The sequence below is a fragment of the Colwellia sp. genome, assembly GCF_013214175.1.
In the GTDB taxonomy this organism is placed as follows: Bacteria; Pseudomonadota; Gammaproteobacteria; order Enterobacterales; family Alteromonadaceae; genus Colwellia.
The window spans coordinates 813,921-837,526 of sequence record NZ_JABSPA010000002.1 but is presented as its reverse complement, the minus strand read 5'-3'; the positions used below and the strand labels follow the sequence as shown (position 1 = coordinate 837,526).

14 protein-coding genes are annotated in these 23,606 nt (G+C 39.7%); 6 read left to right on the top strand and 8 right to left on the bottom strand.

Features of this window, described 5'->3' with window-relative positions; genetic code table 11:
* Positions 1 to 155 precede the first annotated feature (155 nt).
* The gene (locus HRT55_RS06570) at positions 156 to 1,073 is read left to right on the top strand and encodes a hypothetical protein (RefSeq protein WP_291619808.1); all 918 of its coding nucleotides are present in this window, start codon (positions 156 to 158) and stop codon (positions 1,071 to 1,073) included.
* A 132-nt stretch (positions 1,074 to 1,205) separates the two neighbouring features.
* Here HRT55_RS06570 and HRT55_RS06565 read toward each other — a convergent pair whose 3' ends face one another.
* The 7 genes from HRT55_RS06565 to HRT55_RS06535 form a co-directional block, all read right to left on the bottom strand.
* The gene (locus HRT55_RS06565) at positions 1,206 to 2,048 is read right to left on the bottom strand and encodes an HDOD domain-containing protein (protein WP_291619807.1); all 843 of its coding nucleotides are present in this window, start codon (positions 2,046 to 2,048) and stop codon (positions 1,206 to 1,208) included.
* 146 nt (positions 2,049 to 2,194) lie between these two features.
* Entirely contained in the window at positions 2,195 to 2,671 is a 477-nt protein-coding gene (locus tag HRT55_RS06560) for a winged helix-turn-helix transcriptional regulator (RefSeq protein ID WP_291619806.1), read from the bottom strand.
* A gap of 149 nt (positions 2,672 to 2,820) precedes the next feature.
* Positions 2,821 to 6,660, bottom strand: a complete 3,840-nt coding sequence (putA, locus tag HRT55_RS06555; RefSeq protein WP_291619805.1) for a bifunctional proline dehydrogenase/L-glutamate gamma-semialdehyde dehydrogenase PutA — start codon at positions 6,658 to 6,660, stop codon at positions 2,821 to 2,823.
* Between the two features lie 302 nt (positions 6,661 to 6,962).
* On the bottom strand, positions 6,963 to 9,542 hold the full coding sequence (locus tag HRT55_RS06550) for an EAL domain-containing protein (RefSeq protein ID WP_291619803.1): 2,580 nt from the start codon (positions 9,540 to 9,542) through the stop codon (positions 6,963 to 6,965).
* A gap of 108 nt (positions 9,543 to 9,650) precedes the next feature.
* Positions 9,651 to 9,953: a hypothetical protein gene (locus tag HRT55_RS06545; RefSeq protein ID WP_291619802.1), complete on the bottom strand. Its 303-nt coding sequence runs from the start codon at positions 9,951 to 9,953 to the stop codon at positions 9,651 to 9,653.
* Positions 9,954 to 10,101: 148 nt separating this feature from the next.
* Positions 10,102 to 10,824, bottom strand: coding sequence for a 16S rRNA pseudouridine(516) synthase (locus HRT55_RS06540; protein ID WP_291619801.1), 723 nt, complete (start codon positions 10,822 to 10,824; stop codon positions 10,102 to 10,104).
* A 30-nt stretch (positions 10,825 to 10,854) separates the two neighbouring features.
* Positions 10,855 to 11,283: a hypothetical protein gene (locus tag HRT55_RS06535; RefSeq protein WP_291619800.1), complete on the bottom strand. Its 429-nt coding sequence runs from the start codon at positions 11,281 to 11,283 to the stop codon at positions 10,855 to 10,857.
* A gap of 518 nt (positions 11,284 to 11,801) precedes the next feature.
* Between HRT55_RS06535 and HRT55_RS06530 the strand changes: the two genes are divergently transcribed.
* The 5 genes from HRT55_RS06530 to HRT55_RS06510 all read left to right on the top strand — a co-directional run bounded on the left by HRT55_RS06530 (position 11,802) and on the right by HRT55_RS06510 (position 19,198).
* A complete protein-coding gene (locus tag HRT55_RS06530; RefSeq protein WP_291619799.1) occupies positions 11,802 to 13,040 on the top strand; it encodes an HlyD family efflux transporter periplasmic adaptor subunit in 1,239 nt (412 codons plus the stop codon).
* Between the two features lie 94 nt (positions 13,041 to 13,134).
* Positions 13,135 to 13,884 (top strand): ABC transporter ATP-binding protein, encoded by a 750-nt coding sequence (locus HRT55_RS06525; protein ID WP_291619798.1) that lies wholly within the window; start codon positions 13,135 to 13,137, stop codon positions 13,882 to 13,884.
* A complete protein-coding gene (locus HRT55_RS06520; protein WP_291619797.1) occupies positions 13,881 to 16,373 on the top strand; it encodes an ABC transporter permease in 2,493 nt (830 codons plus the stop codon). Before HRT55_RS06525 ends, HRT55_RS06520 begins: the two co-directional genes overlap by 4 nt.
* A gap of 130 nt (positions 16,374 to 16,503) precedes the next feature.
* Entirely contained in the window at positions 16,504 to 17,856 is a 1,353-nt protein-coding gene (locus HRT55_RS06515; RefSeq protein WP_291619795.1) for a sigma-54 dependent transcriptional regulator, read from the top strand.
* Positions 17,846 to 19,198 (top strand): PAS domain-containing sensor histidine kinase, encoded by a 1,353-nt coding sequence (locus HRT55_RS06510; RefSeq protein ID WP_291619793.1) that lies wholly within the window; start codon positions 17,846 to 17,848, stop codon positions 19,196 to 19,198. The genes HRT55_RS06515 and HRT55_RS06510 overlap by 11 nt, the downstream gene beginning before the upstream one ends.
* A gap of 102 nt (positions 19,199 to 19,300) precedes the next feature.
* Here the strand turns inward: HRT55_RS06510 and HRT55_RS06505 are convergent, their stop codons facing one another.
* Complete coding sequence (locus HRT55_RS06505) at positions 19,301 to 23,599, bottom strand: collagenase (RefSeq protein ID WP_291619791.1); 4,299 nt, start codon at positions 23,597 to 23,599, stop codon at positions 19,301 to 19,303.
* Positions 23,600 to 23,606 lie beyond the last annotated feature (7 nt).

The following is a 23,606-nucleotide window of genomic DNA, read 5'->3' as shown; positions in this document are numbered from 1 at the left end:
AGCTATACTTTGATCAATAAAATAACAAAGTGCTACTGTGTATATTCTTGATTACGGACTCAAGTAAAACATCTAACATATGGGCTTTTTCTACTGTTAAATGACTCGTTTTATCAGCCGATAAAACCATAACTCACTTACAGGTCAGCTATTTAATGCAAAAATCTTTCATCATTATCATTTTATTATTTTTTTGTTGTTATTGCCCGACGAGCATTGCACGAGATAAAATATACTGGTTCAGCTATGATGAAAAAAATTCTAGTCTGTTAAATCAAGCCACTAGTGTGCCAACCTCTACGGTAATAGATACCACGCGCTTGTTGATGAAATCCTTACCGCAATACCAATTTAGCGTTGAATTTGCCCAAAGCCCGAGTATCGCAAGGTTATTAAAAAAACTTCCCAACAGTTGTTCGCCAAATAGAGTTAAAACGCCCGAACGTTTAAGGGATAATATTTTTAGTTTACCGCTTAATATTGCTTTAGATTTACGTCTTTATTATAAAGGAAATTCTATAGCTAGCGCTCTACCGCAAAGTGCCCTAAATAAAGACCAGCAGTTGATATCATTAGCTTCGTTATTTACCAGTAATTCTACTTATACTTTAGGCATTGATAGAGGTAGGTCTTTGGGGGTGTTCTTAGATAAGCAAATAGCTAGCTTGGACAAACATAACCTAGTGATTAGGAGTGGCGGAGAGTCCACTACTTCGCTGGTCAAAATGCTATTAAAAAATCGCATTGATTACATTATTGATTATCCAATTAGTGTTAATGAGGCACTAAAAAATTCAGTAACAACTATCACACTAGACTCGTTAGAGATAGCGGGCTCGCCAGGATATATTATTGGTTATGTCGCTTGTAATAAAGGCCCTTTAGGTCAAAAAATCATCGCGGATATTAATAAATCATTACAAAATCTTTATCTTAGTTATAGCTTTTACCAGGCACACACCCGTTATTTAGATAACAATGATTTAGTAAACTTTAATCAAGCTTATCAAGCAGTATTTCAAGTTCAAATTCCTCTAGAAAATAACCTTTGGAAAATGAACGCTGAAAAGTAACCTCTGACAATCGAGCACTAAAAATGGACCTCTGATTTGCCAGAAGCCAAAGCTTAGCAAGCGTTTTGTTAGAAAAAGTTAGATTAGAAAACTTTAGATTAGCGGCATAAACAGCCATTGAATCGAGATGATTTATTTAGAAAAAAGCTTGGGATTCATAATAGATAAAATACTGGTTGCTTCACTTTCGGCAAACTCAGCAGCTTGCGAGAGATCCTCTGCAGACAGACCCAGCGACTGACATAAAGATTCATCAATTACATCATCATAAGAAAATTCGCTACTGTGGCTATCAATTAACGCCAGCCGGGAAGCCAAATTTAGAATTTTAACATCTTGATTAATTTCAATACTCGCTGCAGCATTAAAATGGCGAATAGGTAGAATAATTTTTTCGGGCAGCTGCCATATTTTGAGTAAATCAGCAGATACATCCGTATAGGTAAAACCTAAGGCAAGCTCTTGCAACTGCCAGGGTAGTTGATCTTTACCATATTGCTCACAACGCTGAGCAACTTCTGGATTTATTTTAGCGACTAATAACTCGCCGAAATTTTGTAATAAGCCGGCAATAAATAAGCGCTCAATATCACGTTTGCCAGCACTAATAGCTAAGTTTTTAGAGGCCAGGCCGCAATAAACACTCATACGCCAAAAACGTTTTAAATCAATGGCTTGATTTTCAAAGTGCTTAAACGCGGAGGCGGCAACATCGACTAGCATCATATTATAAATAGCCTGCGTGCCAATGATGGTAATCGCGCGCGAAATAGTACTAATTTCGCCAGGGAAGCTATAAATGGCACTGTTGGCTATTTGTAATAATCGAGAGGTCATCGAAGGATCAATACCAATAACATCAGCAAAATCAGAAATTTCAGCGCTGTCATCGGCCATCAAGGCTTTTACTTTAAAGCAGGCATCAGGTAGAGCAAACGAGCCGTTAGCTTGTAATGCGTATTCATGTGCGTTCATAGTCACTCCTTAAGATAGACCCTTGAAGTAAAACATTATAAATCTAGACCTTAAATATATAGCAAAGCTATATCCGCTTAACAATGTTAATTTTATCTTAAAATCAGACGATTACCGAAAATTAAGCTTAGCTAAGTAAGGTTAAGCTAGTCAAACGGTACGCCTCTGTCATGCTTGATATGTTCTGTCACCATATAGGTACTTGTTTGTGCAATGGCCGGTAAATCAGTTATTTTTTCTAATACTTGTCGGTAACCTTCCATATCAGCAAAACGAATTTTCAATAAATAGTCATAACCACCGGCAATTAAATGACATTCGACCACTTCTTTAATGGTTACCACTTCTTTTTTAAATATCTTAAAAGTATCGGAAGTGCTGCGGTTTAAAGTCACCTGCACAAAGGCAGTCATGCTGTAATTAAGTTTACTAGCAGATAAAAATGCCCCGTAACGCTCAATATAACCTTCGCTTTCTAAACGCTTGACTCGATCTAAACAAGGGCTAGCACTTAAGTTAACCTTTTTAGCTAACTCAACATTTGAAATTCTACCATCGGCTTGTAGCGTAGATAAAATAACTCTATCGATTCGATCTAAGGGCTTTGTTTTGTTATTAGTCATATAAACACTATTTAGTAGGGGTTATTGTTGATACTGCCATATCAATATTAATATAACTTTAGCAGAAAAAAAACAAAAAACGCGAACTCTACTCAAGAGTAAAGTTCGCGCTTTATTTAAAGTCACTTGAAAGTTGTTACATCAACTAACTAGTCTTCTTCAACCATGGTCATTAGTGAAGTATTACCACCTGAGGCGGTAGTATCAATACTAATGGTTTTCTCAGTAATTAAGCGTTGAATTAAGTTATCAAAATACTCAGAGCTTATTACCGGTAAAATAGCGCCGTAACGTTGTGCTAATTTTTCACTGACATAGTGCTTATTCTCACAATTACTATCAACCACCACACCCGATAAAGCAGGGTGAGCTAGCAAAGTTTCTAAGTGACATAATTTAGCCACTTGAAAAACACCTTTACTGGCACCGGTAGCATTAAACTTATCTCTAAAGGCTAACGCTTCTTGGTAAAACAAGTCAGAAACAACAGTAATAACGGTATTACCGGTCGCAAGTGCTGTCACTATCGATTGTACCCAGAAGTGGAAGCTGACTTTCTCATCGGCATAACAAATAATATTACCGCGGTTTTCCAAGTAAATAATATTGGATTCACCCGTTGGCCCAGGTAATTCTTGTGGCTTTTTCAAACGTTTTTCAATATTAATAAGCTGCGAACGTGCGGCGGCTAAAGTCAGGTTTAAATCGTCGGCTAAATCATCAACAATTTCTACATGGGCTATTTTAGCAAGTAACTGACGTACACAAGAAATACGAGTGTTTAACTCAGTTAAGCGCCACTCTTTCTCGGCCCAGTTCGCTTTGTCCATTAAACGTGTAGCTTCATGCTTCTCTGCGGCACTGCCAGTTAAGTTAGCAATTTTTTCTATCGGTAAATTAAAGCTGCTAGCATCTGGCGTTGCCTTTTCTTTAACTAAACGTGTTAAGTAACTTGGACCACCCGCTTTTGGACCAGTACCCGAAAGACCACGACCACCAAAAGGCTGTACACCAACAACAGCGCCAATCATATTACGGTTAATGTATATATTACCGGCACGCGATAATTTTGCTAGTTCAATGGCTCTTTGCTCAATACGTGTATGAATGCCCATAGTGAGACCAAAACCGGTGCCATTAATTTTATCAACAACACTTTCAATTTCATCCCCTTTGAAACGCACAATATGTACACAAGGACCAAAAACTTCTTTCGTTAATACGCTAATATCATCAATTTCATATAAGCGTGGCGCAAAGAAGAAGTGACCCTCTTCATCAACTACTTCATCAGAAAACTCACATTGGTATAATAATTTACCATGAGACTTCATATACTCGGCGTGGGCATTAAGCGCATCAAGGGCTTTTTGATCAATTACCGGGCCAATATCAGTGCTTAATTTTGCAGGGTTACCAACATGTAATTCAGCTAAGGCACCTTGCAGCATAGTAATAACATCATCAGCAATGTCTTCTTGTAAAAACAGTACTCGCAGTGCCGAACAACGTTGACCAGCACTTTGGAAACCCGATGAAATAACATCGTCTACCACTTGCTCAGGTAAAGCCGTTGAGTCAACGATCATACAGTTCTGACCGCCAGTCTCAGCAATTAATGGTACTTGGTCACCACCACGTTCAGCTAGGGTTTGTGAAATTAATGTGCCTGTTTCTGTCGAGCCAGTAAACATAACGGTTTGGATACGGCTATCAGGAATAATAGTATTACCTACCGCACTACCGCGCGCTATAACCGCTTGTACTACGTTTTCAGGTAAACCTACAGACTTCATTAATTCAATGGTACGTAAGGCAATTAAACCGGTTTGCTCAGCAGGTTTTGCTAGCACGGTATTACCGGTAGCAATTGCCGCAGCGACTTGCCCTAAGAAAATAGCTAGCGGGAAGTTCCACGGGCTAATACATAAGACGACACCACGAGCTTCTAGTCTTTCATCATCGCTTAATTCAATCGCGCGAGCGGCGTAGTAACGACAAAAATCAACGGCCTCACGTACTTCATCAATACCATCTTGGGCGACTTTACCGGCTTCTTTGATACACAAAGCGATAAGCTCATCGGTATGGCGTTCTAAAATATCAGCAATGCGGCACAGTAACGCGGCACGTTCAGTGACAGGTGTTTGTGACCAAGTAGTAAACGCAGTGTCAGCTTTACCAATCATTGCCAACATATCATCTTTGCTAGCATGTTGATGGAAACCAATAATTTCAGAGCGCTTAGCTGGGTTCATCACCGCATTAGCCCCTTCAGGTACATCATTTTTGTTAAGTAAATGCTCAACAAACCAAGTATCTAAAGACGCTTTTAGTGGCGTAATTTCATTAATATCGCTTAAGTCTAAACCCTTAGAATTATCACGACCTTGCGTTCCTTCAACTTTCTCTTCACCACGATACAGATCAATAGGCATCATGATTTGATTATTGTATTTAGCTTTTAAACGCTGAGTTTTTTCTACCGGATCTTCTAATAATGATTCAACTGGTTGTGACTCATCAACAATGGCATTAACAAAAGATGAGTTAGCGCCATTTTCTAATAAACGGCGTACCAAGTAGGCAAGTAAGTCTTCATGATGACCTACCGGCGCATAAATTCGACATTGAATGCTTTCATCTTTAACAATTTGATCATACAGAGAATCACCCATGCCATGTAAACATTGGAATTCAAAGCCAGCTTTATCATCGCCAGCGAGTTCAACAATAGTTGCCGCAGTGTAAGCATTATGCGTGGCAAATTGTGGGTAAATAGTATCGCGGTATTCTAGTAATTTGTTGGCACAAGCATGATAAGAAACATCAGTCGATGACTTACGGGTAAAAACAGGGAAATGACTTAAGCCATCTTTTTGAGCATTTTTAATCTCAGTATCCCAATAAGCCCCTTTAACTAAACGCACCATCATTTTTCTGTTTGTGCGCAAGGTTAAATCACGCAACCACTCAACCACAAAAATGGCGCGTTTTTGGTAGGCTTGTAGTGCTAAACCAAAGCCTTGCCAATCACCTAGGTCACTATCACTAAACACAGCTTCAATAATATCTAAGGAGATATCTAAACGCTCAGATTCTTCAGCATCAACCGTTAAGCCAATGTTGTATTGCTTAGCTTGTAAACATAACGCCTTTAACTTAGGTACTATTTCTGCCATGACTCGGCCTTTATGAGAAAACTCATAACGCGGATGAATAGCAGATAATTTAATTGAAATACCAGGTACTTTACGTGGATCATTTTTACCTGAAGCAACGGCTACTTCACCAATGGCAGTAATAGCATCTTCATAGGCTTTAAAGTACTTATCGGCATCAGCCATAGTACGTGCGCCTTCACCCAGCATATCGTATGAATAAACATAACCTTGCTGCTCTTTGGTCGCAGCACGCACAGTAGCGGCTTTAATGGTTTCACCCATAACGAACTGTTTGCCCATAATTTTCATGGCATAGTTCATTGATTTACGAATGACGGGTTCACCTAAACGGCCAATAGTTTTTTTCAATAAACCAAAGTGATCTTTTTTACGTTTATCTGCGTAATCAACCATAGAGCCAGTCAATAACAAGCCCCATGATGAAGCATTAACAAATATGGAATCACTGGCACCTAAGTGAGAGCTCCATTGACCTTGAGAAATTTTATCGCGAATAAGTTCATCTTGTGTATGTTTGTCTGGCACACGTAATAACGCTTCCGCCAAACACATTAATACCACACCTTCTTCTGAAGAAAGTGAATACTCATTTAGTAACGCATCAATTGCGCCTTTACCTTCCTGATCTTGACGAATTTGCACTACCATCTTACGGGCACGTTCCCAAGCACGACTACGGGCGCTAACGTTAACTTCAGCAATAGGTAGAATGTGGTCAACGGCAACATTTTCATCGATACGATAAAATTCACGAATTTTTTGTCTAATCGGGCAATCAGTGATTAATGAACCAGTAAAAAGCATGGCTATTTCCTTAAATGCAAGCAGGCTAATTCCTGCTTTAGTTATAGTCGAATTCCTATTAATAAATAAAACATTAATAAGTGACAACATTAAATATATAAGCGAAGTTTAGGAGAACAGCCACAGAATGTGCTGGTTATTTTGCGGACTTTCCGAATTATCCTAGGGTTAAATGGCGAATTGTCAGAATAATATACTGAAAATCATCCATCTAATGAGTTACTGGATGATTTGTGTGCGGGCAGATTGTCGACGTGAGTGGATTCTTACCAAGTGAGTTACTTAGTTATTTACTTGGTTTCTTACTTAGTTATTTTCTCAATAATATAATCAGTGGCATCTTTTGGCGACATCGGTTTGGCAAAATAATAGCCTTGTCCGTATATACAGCCTTTTTCTTGCAATAATTCAGCATCAGCTAAATTTTCTATGCCTTCACCGACAGTAGCCATTTGTAAGTTATTAGCTAAATCGACTATGGTACGAATAATGGCACTATGATTTTCATGCTCATGGACATTACTAATGAAGGAGCGATCAATTTTTAGTACATCAATGGGGAAGCGGTGCAAATAACCTAAACTTGAGTAGCCAGTACCAAAGTCATCGAGCAATATTTTCACGCCCATATCCTTTAAAGCTTGCATATTAGTCAGTACTATTTCAGCATTTTCCAACAAAGCGCGCTCGGTTAACTCAACCCGTAAGTTGTGCGGCGCTAACCCTGTTTCTCGCAACACCTTCTCAATATCTTGCGGTAAGCTAGTACTAAAAAATTGTTTAGAAAATAAATTACAGCTGACATAAAGGTCATCACAACCAATCTCATCCTGCCAAAGTTTAAGCTGCTGACAAGCTTTCTCAATAATCTGCAGATCAATGACTTGAATTAAGTCGGTATCTTCAGCCAGTGGGATAAAATCATTAGGATAAACAAAACCGCGTTTAGTACTTTGCCAGCGAGCTAAGGCCTCAAAGCCTTTAAGCTCTAGGTTATCGAGTTGAATTATTGGTTGAAAATAAGGAATAAACTCCTGCCAAGCAATCGCTTCACGAATATCCGCCTCAAGACTTAAAGCGTTTTGTACTTTTTGATGCATACTGTCATCAAAGACTTCATAACGCCCTCTGCCATTATCTTTGGCATGATACATAGCCGTATCAGCATCTCTTAGCATGGTATTAGCATCATCATAGCGCTTATTACTAAACGAAATACCAATACTAGTCCCTGTGTATACCAGCTGATTATCGATAGTAAAGGGTTCTTGTAGAAATGTGGTGATGCGCTCTGCTACGTCAAAAGCTTCATCATTTGAAGGTAAGTCTTCAATTAAAATGACAAATTCATCGCCACCTAAGCGAGCAACGGTATCTTTGTCACGGACAATAGCCAGTAATTCTCGGGCGATTATTTTTAACAGCAAATCGCCAGCATGATGCCCTAAACTGTCATTAACCACTTTAAAACGATCTAAGTCTAAAAACAGTACCGCAAAAGAAAAATCATCTTTGCGCTTAGCACAGGCAATCGCGTGATTAAGTAAATCAAGAAACACAGTTCGGTTCGGTAGCCCGGTTAAACTATCATGGGCAGCTGTGTGCTTTAATAATTTTTCCGCTTGTTTACGCTGGGTAATTTCATCTTCAAGGGCTAAGGTGCGCAGCTTAACTTGCTGTTCAAGTAATTCATGACTACGTCGCTCAAAATCGGCTAGCTCTCGGCGTTTAATGGCCACAGAAACATGGTTAGAAACGAAATTAAGCAGCTCGGCATCTTGTTGATTGTAAGTAGTTTTATAATGGTAGCTTTGTAACACCATAACACCGAGTAACTGCCCTGAATAAATCAGCGGCACACCAAGCCAAGAGTGAATATCGTCTTGTGGTTTCGAAGTTTCACCGGCAAGGTGCAAGCTCATCATTTCTTGATAGGTCAATAACACAGTTTCTCTACGGCGTAACACTAATTCAGAATAGCGGTTAGAGAGCTTTCTAGTTTGGAAATCGTTAATTAAATTACTAGGATGTTCGTCTTCATAATAAGAAAAATGTAACGTTTGGCTATCTTGTTCATATTTGGCAATGTAGAAATTTTTGGCATTAATCAACTGACCAATAATATTGTGCACCTTACTATAAAAGGTATCTATATCGATTTCGATATCAGTAGTTAACTCAGATATTCGGTATAATGACTCTTGTAATAACTCTGACTTTTCTCGCTCACGAATTTGCGCCATTAACTCTTTAGTTCGGGCATTCACTGCATTTTTTAAGCGTTGCTGATCTTGTAAACGCACCATAGCACCAACAACGTGTTGGGCGGCGAAAGTAAGCAGATTTAAATCAGCTTCGTTATAACGAATATGTTCATCATAACTTTGTATGGTGATTGTGCCGATAACTAGGCCATTGTGCAGTAAGGGTACACCTAACCAGTCAGTACCTCGGGCACCAAATTGTTTAATTTTATAGTTATCGAAAAGTTTTTTTTCTAAGTCAGGCGTCAGTAGTAGCGGTTGTTTTGACTCAATAACTAAATTAGTAAATGAGCCCTCATAATCTTGATAATCGATAAGGCCTGAAGGCATTTCATCTTTTTCATCGATAAAATAAACAAACTCTAAGGTATCAAAAGTTTGATCGTATAAAACAATAAAAAAGTTTTCCGCGGTCATCAACGAGGCAATAGTGTTATGCACTTGCGGATAGAAGCTATCTAGATCATTACACTCTTGGGATAAGTGATTAAGTTTAAATAAGGCGGTATAACGGGCTTGTAAGTCGGCATTTTTTTTCTCTAAAAAATCAACGTTTTCAGACAGCTTAACAATACTTGCTTCTTTAGCATGTATTAACTGTTCTGCAGATTTACTCATTTTAGTCTGTTGATTTTCTGCTTTCAAAATTACCATACCGTTTAATTATTTCGCTCTCGTATACCTTAAGCATTTGATAAATAAATTAACAAACATAACGGAGTTTGTTTATTGCTGCGCTTCTATATCAGCTGATTTATTCACTGCTTTTATCTTATGTTTATTACCGCAGATAGCCGCTTGATGTTCATCACGGTAATAACGAATTTCAATACAATCTTGTTGGTAGCGACGCTCTAACTCAGTACGAATAAGTACATCACCTTTGGCATTCACAATTTGTTTGTGCAATACCTGACACTGTTGAATTTGTTCCGATGCTAGAGTGACATCTTCACAGGCATTCTCAACACTCGAACAACTTGCCAATAAGATAATAACCGGCACAACCAATAACAATGATTTATTCATTTAACAATTCCATTAACAATTACTTTAACTTTGATACATTATTTTACGCTATGACATTATACCCAAGCAAGACTAAAATGCGAGTACCGATATTATTATCAATAACATCAATCAATTAGCAGAAAAAACATCTGTTTTCGATTCATTTTTAAGCACTTATGTTAAGCACTTCGGCTGCCGATAACGGCCGACTTGCACCACTGCTTAATGTTTCATCTAAGCTCAACTGGCCAATAGCATAACGATGTAATACGACAACTTTATTATCAAAGCGCCCAAACATACGTTTTATTTGATGATAACGCCCTTCGGTTAAAATCACCTTGGCCTTAAAAGGGGAGATAATCTCCAGCTCTGCCGGTTGTGTGGTTATTTTTTCATAGGAAAAATACATACCTTGGGCAAAAGCACTGATGTATTCATCGGTTAGCGGCTTCTCCAGTGTCACATGGTAATGCTTGGCAACCTTATGCTCAGGAGAGGTGAGGCGCTCAGACCAGCGGCTATCATTAGTTAACAATACCAACCCAGAGGTATTTAGATCGAGGCGCCCTACTATATGTAAACTCTCTCGAGTTTCCTGCTCAAACTGTCCAATAAGTAAATCAATGACTGTTTTATGTTTGTCATCTTTGGTGGCGCAAACAACACCCACAGGCTTATTGAGCATAATGTAATATGTTTCATTCGCTTGTAAGACCGCATTGTCTAAGGTGATATGTGAAAACTGATCAACAAGTTGCGCAATATCACTTGCTAACACACCATCGACATAAACGCGTTTTTGCGCTAAAACCAAACGTACAGCTTTGCGATTAAATTTGCAGAACTCACTAATAAAACGGTCTAAGCGTGTGGTATTAATAGCCATAAACTTTATTTCCTCCCGAGATGCTAACAATCATATGCTAGCCAGAGACTGCTGCTGAGCGATTAAATTGAGTACTTTATGTAACTTTTTTTCGATAAAACCAGTGAGTATCTTTGGCTGCAATTCGAGTAAAGTCAGCTCTGAATCAGTAATAGCTATAATACAAAGTAATTGCTGCTCAGCTTCATTAAAGCTACTAATCACGTCATCAGAGAAATGGCTGACAATGACTTCACTTGCTGGTAATTTTTCAATTTCTTTATGCCGCTTATTAAAACTGGTGGGCGTTTCTAAAGATAACTGAATAATTAAAATATCATTTTCGTTGCCATACCAATTAGCTGTTAAGGTTTGAAAATTAAACTGTGCCTCAAGCTTATTACTAATGGATTTTATTTTGGCAAATTGGTCGAGTAAGTCATTATTTACTTTAATAGTCAGTGGTAGCGCGTCGGTCATATTTTAGGCTCTGTATCGATGAAGTAATAAAATCGCTAGATAAACCTAACCTAAGCACCGTCTAGACATAACATTGGCACAACTTTAAAAACTGTTTGCTATGCCGCATATAATACCCCTGTTACCAACAAACTTCAGCTTGTTCAAGCAATGACATGTAAATGAATTGCCCCCTGTGATTAACAGCTAAAGACCATTTCGCCGTTGCTAGAAAATTTTGCTCAACAACTTTGTTAATCTAGCCCAGATGCCAAAAAGAGAACATTACACCACATTACAACAGCCAAGATAAATAAGGTGTTCACTCGCTACCTACAAAGCTGGCATCTCATTCATAAATAAGCTCATAAGCAAAACCATAAATGAATTCACTTTCGAACATCAGCCATTTAAAAACGAACATAATTAACTTTATATAATCCAACAAAAACACTAAAACACTGATTTAATGACAATTATAATATTGGCACAGTTATTTCATTACTACTTTCATCAGTTAAGAATTACAGTGAAACTTTATGAAAATTGCGCTAACTAAAAAGCAACCTTGGAAGAAATGGACCGCCATTGCCAGCTTCACTTTATTAATGGGCTACGCCGGCTATAGCGTCAGTGGTAAAGCAACAAAATCTATCCCGCTGAGCCAACTAAGCTTTCAAACGGTAGCTAAAGGCGACCTAGATATCTATGCTAGTGCCTATGGTGAATTTGCTTCCGCGAAAGAACGTCTATTAACCGCGCCTGCTTTAGGTAAGGTCTCTGAAATTTTAGTTCGCCCTGGTACCAAAGTTAATCCTGACACTATCATTTTACACTTAACAAACCCAAAATTAGTGCAGGAAGTAAACGCCGCCAATGGTCAGCTTGCTCAACAATTAGCGCAAAGAGAAGCCTTTAAATATGAACAACAAAGTGAACGCTTAAACTACCAAGGCCGTATTGCTGATATTGAAGCTGAAATTGAAAAAGCGCAGTTAGAGCTATCAGTGAACAAAAACCTAATGGATTTAGGCGTTTCTTCAAAAATAGAATTACAACGCGCTAAATTAGCCGTTAAGCAAGAAAGTAGAAGGCTAGGTTTTGAAAAGAAAAAATATAAACAGTTTATTGAGATGCAAGGTCATCAGCTAACCCAGCGCGACATCACCATCACTCAGCAACAAGCACAAGTTGCCCTACTTGAGCAGCAGCTTGATGATATGAAAGTCAAAGCCGGCATTAAAGGCTCACTGCAAACCTTAGAAATTGAATTAGGTCAAAGTGTACAATTAGGTCAGTCGTTAGCAAAAGTCGGTAGTGACGAAGAGTTAATTGCTCGTTTACGTTTACCACAGAACCAAGCAGATCAAATAGATATCAATGCTCTGGTATTGATTGATACTCAAAAAGGCATTATCAAGGGCCATATCACCCGTATCGAAAGTGTGGTCAGTAACGGCTCGGTTCTAGCTGAAGTGGTTATTGATGAAGCATTAACATCCAATGCCCGCCCAGCGTTGTCCATCTCTGCACAAGTTTTTGTTAGAAATCAACAAGGCGCTAACTACATAGAGCAAGTACCCGGTTTTCGCCCACGCAGCAAACAAAGTGTTTTTGTCCGCGATACTAACAACAACTTGAACCAAAGAAACGTCACTTTTGGCGAGCTTTCAGGAAATAAATTAGTGATCACTGCCGGACTCCAGTCTGGCGAGCAACTCGTCAGTAGTGATACGCAAAAATATAACCAGTATCAACAATTGAGCATCACCGACTAGCAAGTTAATTAACAGCATAAATATACAAAAAATAACAAACAATAAAACTGACGGCTATGCCTGCAGCAATAACGATAATATTAAGGAAAATGCCATGAAAAACGTAGTTACCATGTCCAACATTCACAAGCGTTACGACAGCCAACAAATCGAGACCCACGCCTTACAAGGTATTAGTTTAGAAATAAACCAAGGTGAGTTTGTTGCCATCACCGGTCCTTCTGGCTGTGGTAAATCAACATTATTGTCAATTATGGGTTTGATGGACTCTGCCAGTGAAGGTGATTATCAGCTGGCTAATATTGCCACCAATGACTTAAAAGTAGATCAACGTACACAAATTCGTAATGAACATATTGGTTATGTTTTTCAGTCTTTCAATTTAATTGATAGCTTAACTGTATTTGAAAATGTTGCATTGCCGTTAGAGCACAGAGGCTGTAAAAAAGCAGAAATAAAACAACGAGTAGAAGAAGTACTCAGCCAGGTTGATATGTTGCACCGACAGCATTATCGTCCAAATCAACTCTCTGGTGGTCAGCAACAACGTATTGCTATTGCTCGTGCCCTTGTAGGTAAACCCGACTTGATCTTAGTTGATGAGCCAACGGGTAACTTGGACAGTAAAAACGGTGACCAAGTGATGTCTCTACTAGCGCAACTTAACAAAGCTGGCTCCACCATAGTGATGGTAACTCATGATAGCCGTTATTCACGTTGTGCTAGTCGTCAAATCCAACTGCTAGATGGTCAAATTGTTTCAGAAATAAGTACTGACCCGAGCGTAGAAAATGACCCTGGAGTACACACTCTAGATGAAAAAACATTGCAGGGGGTTGCATGAGTTTATTAAAAAAAGCCTTATACCAAGGCATAAACCGGATATTTTCATTACCGCGCTTAAGTGTGCCGTTAATTTTAACCCTTGGCTTAACCTTAGGCGCGGTTTTAAGTGTTGTGTCAATTTCATCGACCTTGCTCTATCAACCGCTGAAAGGCGTTAAAAACGAGGCTTCACTGCAAACCTTTGACTATCGCTTTAATATGTCAGATACCTTAAGTGTTTCCTATTGGAACATGAATCGCTTAGTCGACTTTAGTGAGCACTTTGCTGATGTCGGTGAATGGGCAGCTATTGCCCCCTCTGAGCAAGATGTTGTCGTTAATAACACCACCTTTGCTACTACCCGTTATGACGCCTCCAGTAACATTATTTCAGTGCTAGGTAGCCAGTTATTATTGGGCGATGATGTCACGGTTGAATCCCCAGAAAAGTATGTCTGGATATCACAAAGCCTTTGGCAAAGCGCATTTTCTGGCGTTAAGTCAGTCATTGGTAAACAAGTTACCATTACCAATAAAAACTATATCATTGCCGGCGTTATTGAAGATGTTATGGCAATAAAAAGTAACCAAGCGATTTTAGCGCAGCAAGTGTGGTTTATCGCCAACCTGACTAAAATAAAAGCGCAAAAAGATAATATCGGTAATATTAGTAATGATATTGATAACCTTATTCTCAAGTCGGCTAATGGCCAAGCACAGCTACCATCACAAGCAGAAGTTGATGCTTGGTTAGAAGACTATGTCACCCGTAATGTCGATGATGAGCAGGTACAAATGTTTTTGGACTTTATTACTACTACCAATAAAGTCGCTAAGGCCAGCAGTTATCGCAGCAATATGTTAGGGGAAACTGAAAGTTTACTTATCGCCTTATTTACCGCAGTAATCGGCTTGTTATTAATGGCGACACTTAACTTACTGAATTTATTTATTGCTCATTATCAAGGCAGAACCAAGGAGTTTGCCATTCAAATAAGCTTAGGCGCCAGTCTAACAAAAGTTAGATTACTGGTATTACTTGAGAACCTACCAAGCTTTATTCTCGCGGCATTAACAGGCTTATTAGTTACCGGCTGGGCGATAAGAAGTTTACCGTTAATTGCCGGTGATAGCTTACCTATGATGGATGCCATTGCAATTAATAGCACTACCGTATTAGCTTCAATCACCATCATCTTAGTACTAAGTGTATTATTTAGTGCCCTTGCACTGGTTGATATTGATAAACAGGCTTTAGGCAATAACTTAAACAGCAGTGGTAAAGGCATTCAAGCACAAAGTAATCAATGGTTAAGCCGGGTATTAATGGTACTGCAATTATCTATTGCCTCGATATTACTGACCGCTTCAGTGATGATCGCCATGCAAAGCTATCAAGCTGTTTACCAAGAAACTGGTTATGATCTTGGCAATAGCTATGAAATTTCCATGACAGTTAGCGATGAAGAGTACATTACCCAGTTAAATACCTTCGACTCTTACGGTAAGAGTGAGGCTAAACAGCTGCTTGATGGCTTATCTCGTTTAATCGAGCAACAAGTACCTAATAGCCAAGTAATTGCCCCTAACTATGGTCCACTATCTGATTCATTACGGGTAAATGTTTTTCGTGATGATGTATCAGGTGAGCGGGTTATTCATCAAATAAAAATCTTAGGGGCTAATTATTTCTCAACCTTTAATATCCCAATGTTAGCTGGAGCTAATGTCAGCCAAGCGCAAATCGATAATGATGAAGATCGAATTGTCATTGATGAAAATATGGCAAAATTATTATTCTCGGAATTTACTTACCAAGAGGTTATTGGCAAGACCATTCAAATGAGCCCTGATGGCTCTATGCCTCCAGTAATTGTTACTGGCATAGTTGGTAATACCTTGAGTCAAACAGGTATTGCTGACCCGTTAGGTTTACCATCCATATATTCTCATAGAGTAAGACCTGGCACTACCATGCAGTTTACTGTGATGTTGCCTGAAGGAGCTACGGTTACGCCAGCAATGTTAGCCAGTGAAGTTAAACGCCAATTCCCGCGTTTAACAAATGTCACGGTAGAATCATTAGCGGATGTTTGGCAAAGACAAACACTCAATCAAAGACTTAGTTTATGGATAGTACTGGCTATGACTGGCTTAACACTTTTCCTTGCTGCCATAGGTGTCGCAGGTCTTACACAAATGACCACTAACCACAGAAAGTATGAACTTGCCGTGCGTATGGCAACTGGCGCTAAACAAGCTAAATTAGTTAGCTTTATCTTAAAAGATGCGCTGGCAATGTTAGTGGTAGGTTTAGGTTTAGGTTTTATTGTCTCTGTCTTAGGTTATGCACAAATATCACAAAACTTAGAGATGTTACCTGACTTTAACTGGTTAGCCATGGTTGGCTTAGATGCAGCCTTGGTTGTTATCGTTATTATGTCGGTCATTATGCCCGCATGGCGAGTAATTAGTAGCGATCCTATGCAAGCTTTGCGTGAAGATTAATTACCTCAACCATGGTAGTGTGGCATAGAATTAACAAAGGAAACGACTGACCTCGTTTCCTTTTCTTTTACTTTGCTTTACCTTCACTTATACCTTAGTGAAACTCACCGCTTAACCTTATGGAAACCCTATGACCAATGCCACCATTTTAATTGCTGATGATGATGAAGATATCCGTTTAGCGTTAAATTTATTACTCAGCTCTGAGGGTTACCAGATCATTGAGGCGGCCAATGCCAAAGAGATCATCATTCAAAGCAATCGGCAACAGCCAGATTTAGTGCTGCTCGATATGAATTTCTCTCGTGATACCACCAGTGGTCAAGAAGGCTTAGCCATTTTAGAACAGTTACAGCCACTAAATATTCCGGTAATTTTAATGACAGCATGGGGCTCAATTGAGCTGGCAGTGCAAGGTTTACAAAAAGGCGCTAGTGACTTTATCGAAAAGCCATGGAATAAACTAAAACTGTTAAACAGTATCAAACAACAATTAAGTTTCTCTCGGGTAAAAGAGCAAAACCAAGGCTATCGACAATTACTAGCCCCAGAAAATAAAAAGGCCTGGGTTTGTCAATCCCCTAGCATGCAGGCCATTGAAACCTTAATTGGACAAATAGCGCCAACCGATGCCAATATTTTAATTTTAGGTGAAAACGGTACCGGAAAATCACTGCTGGCCGAGCGTATTCATCAACTATCTTTACGCCAGCATGCACCATTAATCACGGTAAATATGGCCGCTATTCCTGAAAATTTATTTGAAAGTGAACTCTTTGGTCATCAAAAAGGCGCTTTTACCGATGCCAAACAAAATCGTATTGGTCGCTTCGAGCTTGCCGATAAAGGTACCCTATTTTTTGATGAAATTGGTTCCTTGCCACTATCACTGCAACCTAAATTATTACGGGTTTTAGAAACCGGCCAATTTGAAATTTTAGGTTCAAGCCAAACGCAAGTGGCTGATGTGCGTTTAATTAGCGCCACCAATGCCGACCTTAACCAACTAGTCAGTAAACAAGCTTTTCGCCAAGACTTGTTATATCGCTTAAATACCTTGGTGATTACCATTCCGCCACTGCGCGAACGCCTTGAAGATATTGCCGCATTAGCTGATAACTTTATCTCCAAGTTCAGTGACAAATATGGCAAGCATGCTTTAGCTATCAGTGCTTGTGCGCTCAATAAATTAAAACAACATAATTGGCCCGGGAATATCCGCGAATTAAGCCATGTTATTGAACGCGCAGTTTTACTTAGCACTACCAATGAAATAACGGCGCTACAACTGTTATTAGATAATGCCAACAACATTAGCGATGAGGTGGTATTACAACCGCTAGAACAAGCAGAAAAACAGCTAATTGAAAAAGCCATGACAGTCACAGGTGGGCAAGTAATAGAGGCGGCGAAATTATTAGATATTTCACGTAATGCCCTTTATCGCCGCTTAGAAAAATTTGCCATTCATCATGCGGAGTAGTCAAAAAACAAATAGCCTGAAGGCGCTAGCCAAACCGCTAACATTTAAGTTTAGTCATGAACAATGGCTAGCTTTTGGCTTAGCTTGCACACTCACCATTATATTCAGCTTAACAGCAGCGCTTACTTATAAAATGGGCTGGAGTAAGTTGGCAATTGCTACTTTACTATTTTGTCTCTGCTACCCCTTAATTTGGCTCGCTTGGCGAAGTTATCATTTCTGGCGACAAGCTATTATGCAGCTAACTACCTATACGCAAGTTATCCGCGAGGGCGAAACCAACTTACGTTTTAAAGCACAACACCCAGACAATTTACTGGCTGAATTACAGCAAGAAATATCGGCACTCGCCATAGGTAACGCCGATAAAGTACAACAAAACCAAACACTGGAAAATGTGCTTAGCCACATTCTCGACTCTTGGCCTATTCCGGTGTGTTTGTTCGATGAAAATACTCAGTTAAGTTATCGCAATATTGCCATGAAGGAAAAAATCCAGCAGCCCATGCTTATTGGTACCAAGGCAGCAGATTTAGGCTTTTTCATGGAAAATGGCAATTTAAGCCATAAGCAGTTTAATCATCAATGGCAGTGTCAAAGTATTAGCTATCTATTTCAACAGAAGAAATGTCATATCTTTTCTGCGTTAGATATTTCTCAGCCCTTACATCAACAACAAAGCATTACCCAACAAAACCTTATTAGGGTATTAGCTCATGAACTACGTAATTCGTTAACACCAATGGCATCGATGGCAGATACCTTATTATGTAACGATAGCTTTAATGAAGAACAGGTCCGCATGGTACTGGGTAGGATTAAGCTACGTAGTGAGCGCTTACTCAGCTTTATTAATCAATATAGTCAACTAAGCCACTTGCCAGCACCTAAATCAACTTGGTTTGATTTTAATGACTTACTTGATGAAGCCAAAGCCATGATCACTGAGCCCTGCACTATACATTATCAAGGTAGTGCCCAATGTTATGCTGACGAACAACAAATGGTGCAAATATTAATTAATATTTTCAAGAATTCTCAAGAAGCTTGCGATAAAGAACACTGTGCAATCAGCATCAGTCTTTACTACCAACAAGACAGCATGCAAGCTCAGCAACAAGGCAAACAGATTATTGAAATTATCGATAATGGCCCAGGCTTTGCTAATCTTGATAACGCCTTAACACCTTTTTACACCACTAAAAGTCATGGTTCAGGTATAGGTTTGTCGCTTTGTGCGGAAATAACCCGTAATCATGGTGGTGACTTCACCCTAGAAAACACTGGCAATGGTGCAAAAATCACTATGTCATGGCCGGTAGGTAATAAAACTTCCCCGTAAATTTAACACTGCATTTTTAACTAGCATAAAAAACGGGCCTAATGGCCCGTTTCAATTTAGTAACTACCTTTTATCAATAGTTACTCATTTTAGCTATTTATGCTATTTCACATCAACTTGCACAGCTACGTCACTTCCTGCGCTCTCAACTGCAATATAAAACCAACCTGTTGGCGGGTTATTAACAGTGATGCTTTGCTCAGTAGTACCTGCATTTGTAGACTTATGGCTATGACTAGCGGCAGTAGGCCAGCTAGTTCCAGTATAAAGTTCAACTGCACCAGTACCATGGGCAGTATTCACTTCAATACTGGTAACGCTGTCATCTAAATAGATGTAATAACTATTATGGCCATTACCCGAACAAACCGCAGCACCAGTTTCTAAAGCACCATAAGTAAATGGCGCTAATGTAGTACAAGCGTTAGTAATTGTACCCGTTACTGGCGGCTCTACTGGTGGTGTTACTTCGCCAGTTAAACTTACTTTGAAAGTAACATCAGCATAATTACTGGTACTTTCTAAAGTAATGTAGCGCCAGCCTCGGTTTGCGGTAACTTGCAAGGACTGCGTTGTGCCTACAGCTGCAGAAGACCCTTGCGCATTTGCTGCGGTAGCCCAATTATCGGCGTTAAAATAAATACCGACATCACCGTTACCACCAGCTGTGCTTAAGAATAACTGGGTATTATCTGCTTCAACCCATACGTAGAATGAACCACGACCGCCTGCAACACATTCGTTATTTTCCAGTGTTAATTTGCCACTAGTAATAGTTGCTGCGCCACAATCAGGTACGGTAACACCGCCGCCGTTAGTTGCATCATTTGGATACGGGTCAGAGTTATCACCCATGCCGTCACCGTCAGAGTCTAACCATTCAGTTGCATCATTAGGGAAAGCATCACTGTTGTTACCATGACCGTCGCCATCAGTGTCTAACCATTCAGTTGCATCATTAGGGAAAGCATCGCTGTTGTTACCATGACCATCACCGTCAGTATCTAACCATTCAGTAGGATCGTTAGGGAAAGCATCAACACTATCTAAATGTCCGTCGCCGTCAGTATCAACATCACCATTCGGCGTTGGATCGCTGTTGTCGCCAATACCATCACCATCAGTATCTAACCATTCAGTTGCATCAAAAGGGAAAACATCGGCGTTATCACCAACACCATCACCATCACTATCCTTCGTTTCCGTTGCATCAAATGGGAAAGCATCTAAGCTATCAATTACACCATCACCATCTGAATCTAATGGCTGAGTACCGCCGCCACCGCTTAGCTCATTAGTAATAACATAATCATTGCTAGTGTTTTCTTCGGTCATTACCGCAACACCTAAACACTGATTGCTTTCATCAGTAATTGCCGCACGGCGGTTACCAAACCATTTCCAGGTAGCAACACTGTCATAGCTTTCGCCAGTAGCAAGCGTAGTAAAACCAAAATCAACATTTAGCTCACCAGTTACATTATCAACGCGATGAACACGCACTGGTTTGTCACTGTTATTGATAAAGGAGAAGTCTGCTTCAAATGGACCGGTTAAATGTTGCTGCATCAATGCACAACTACCTATGGTATTTGCTGCTGGAATCACTTCTGCAGCCGCGGCATTAGCTACCATAGTTTGGTCAACAGTAAAGCTAGCAATAGCATTGTTTAACACACCAACACTTAAACAATTTAAACTGCTGTCAGTTACCATTAAGCGGCGATCACCGTACCAAACGTCATTGCTGTAACTTGCGCCCGGCTCTAATACGCCATAACCATGAGTAAAGCCAGTACCACCACTGCTGGTGATTATGCTGCCCTTGGTATTATCAATTCTAAATAAACGAACGGCGGTGTCAGAGGTATTAGTAATAGTAAATTCATGGGATTGATCCATAATCAAATGCGGTTGCGCTAAAGCACAACTACCCATTTGGTTTAAGGCAGGAATCACTTCAGCTACTACATCTTTTACTAATTCAGCTTCAATAGTGAAAGTATTAGTATTTTCAGCCATCACGGCAACACCAATACAGTTCATGTTGTTATCAGATAACATCATGCGATCGTCAACTTTCCAAGTACTTGAACTGTAACTGTCACCTTGATTTAAAGTTTTATAATTCTTGCCAAAATTAGCTGTACCTTTAGTGCTATCTACCCAGAATAATGACACGGGTGTATCTGTGGTATTGGTAAAGCTAAAGTTGGTGGTTGCTGCATCAAAATAACGAGTATATTGCTGAACTAAGTCACAGCTGCCAATCATATCTTGTGCTGGTATTTGTGCAGCAATTGGTGCAACCGTTGTAGAGTTGGCCAGCATATAAGTCTCAAAACCTGCTCCGGTGCGTTCTACTGCACCTTTAAGCGCAGCTTTATAAGCGGCATTGTCGCCAGATTTTAGGGTTGCAGCAATAAGTTCGACTTCATTTTTATGCTCTTCACCTAAGTAACGCATTGCAAAGTAACCCCAAGGATATAAGTTATCGTACTCATATCCCATAAAGACGATGTTATACAATGGTGGAATGGTTTCACCTGATAAAGTATTTAACGTACGGGTATGATCTTTACCCATAGCCATGTATTCAGCCATACCTTCAGCCCAGGCAGCATTAGGATCAAAGGTGCCATATGAACCGGCTTTATTATATCGGCCATCAAGGTAATGAACGAACTCATGTCGTAAGTTATAGATTTGATCAATATATTGACATGAACCGCCTAACCAAGCGTCAGGACATTGCATAGCAATAAAGCGTGCTTGGTTGCCTTGCGCAGTTGGAGTACCTTCTAAATACATACCACCGTTATCGGTAGCTATGCCAAAAAATTCTGGCGCATATTTTTCATAATCTTCCGGGCTAGCAAAAGCGACAACTTCAATGTGTTCATTTAAGTCACCGGTAACCGGCGTACCTGCAGTATTGAAGAATGCATGGAATTCCGTTTCTTGTAAGGCCATATCAGCACAAGATTGATCAAGTGTTGCTTGGCTAATAGAAGCTTGTGCACGAATAGTGATATTCGCAGTACAATCATAACTAACCGTTAAAATATCAGCTTCTTTTGGTGGTACAACACAACTACCAAATAACGGGTCACCTGCTGAACAAGTACGTCCCGCATTTTCTAAGTATTTTTTGGTGATAATTGTTTCTGTTGTTTCAACAGAGATAGTTGCAATAACTTTTTCACGAGCTTCTAAAATAGTGCTATCAAAACGAGCTTTCGCTTCATCAGTGGCAATTGAAGCGAGTTTACCCATAGCGATAAATGAATGTGGCATGATCCACTTTCTATCCGCTTCTTTACTCCAACGCATATCAAGAGAGGTTTCACCTAAAAAGATAAATGAGCGCATTACCGATAACACATCAAGCATGTTGGTATTGATAGCAGACTTTATTGAAGCATCACCATAATAAGCGGCATCACCTAGCGCGCCCATCAATGCCATTGTGGTATCGCCACCATTACTGATGCCAAACGGATTGCTTTGCTCAGAATAATATTGAATTATCGCTAATAAATGCGGTAGCTGATCTTTAAAATAAGCTGAGCTAGCGTCATTTCTGAAATTTGATAAGGCGGTGGCATAACCTTCTTGGATGACACTACCTGCCGGAGCAATGAAGTTGCTCATTTGACTAACGGCTAAAAGCGCTGTGCTTAACTTTGAGGCTTCGGCATCAGTTAATGCGGCGGCATTATATTTATAAGAGGCTAAGAAATATAATAATTGGTTTAAATCAGGATCGGTTAAATCATCGGCTTTGGCTAGGTAATGAATCGCCTGCGATACATCATCAATAGGGTCATTAGCCGCGCCGGCAATACCAGCAAAGTCACTATAACTTGCCACTAAAATTGCTGCTATAGCGGGGCCATATTGTGCTTTAGACGAAATAGTGGCCGCTGGTACATCGACAAAAACATTAGTATTGTAAATGACGTAATCACCCATTGGTGGTGGCACATCACCACCGCTGATGGTTACAGTTAAACTAGTCTGCTCAATATTACCGTCAATTTTAAAGTAACGTTCACCTGCACGTGAAACAAATGTCAGGCTTTCTTCATTTGTACCCGGGGTAATACTACTTAGCTCGACATTGCCGCTCCAATCATTACCATCGTAAAGCTTAATAGCGGCATCAGTACCGTTAAATGTTCCGCCGGAAGTGGTAATAGTTACGTTACTATTTTCATAAGGCACAGTCACATATAAGTAATGACCATAATCGGTGATACAGTGAGTTTGGTTGGCAGGAACTTCGCCTTGACGGTCTAAGGTTTTAGCGCCGCACATTGTTGCTGCTTGAACGCTGGTCATGTTTAACGATAAAAATATCGCGCTGGCTAGTAATGTTTTCTTAGCAGTTAGTTTCATATTTCTT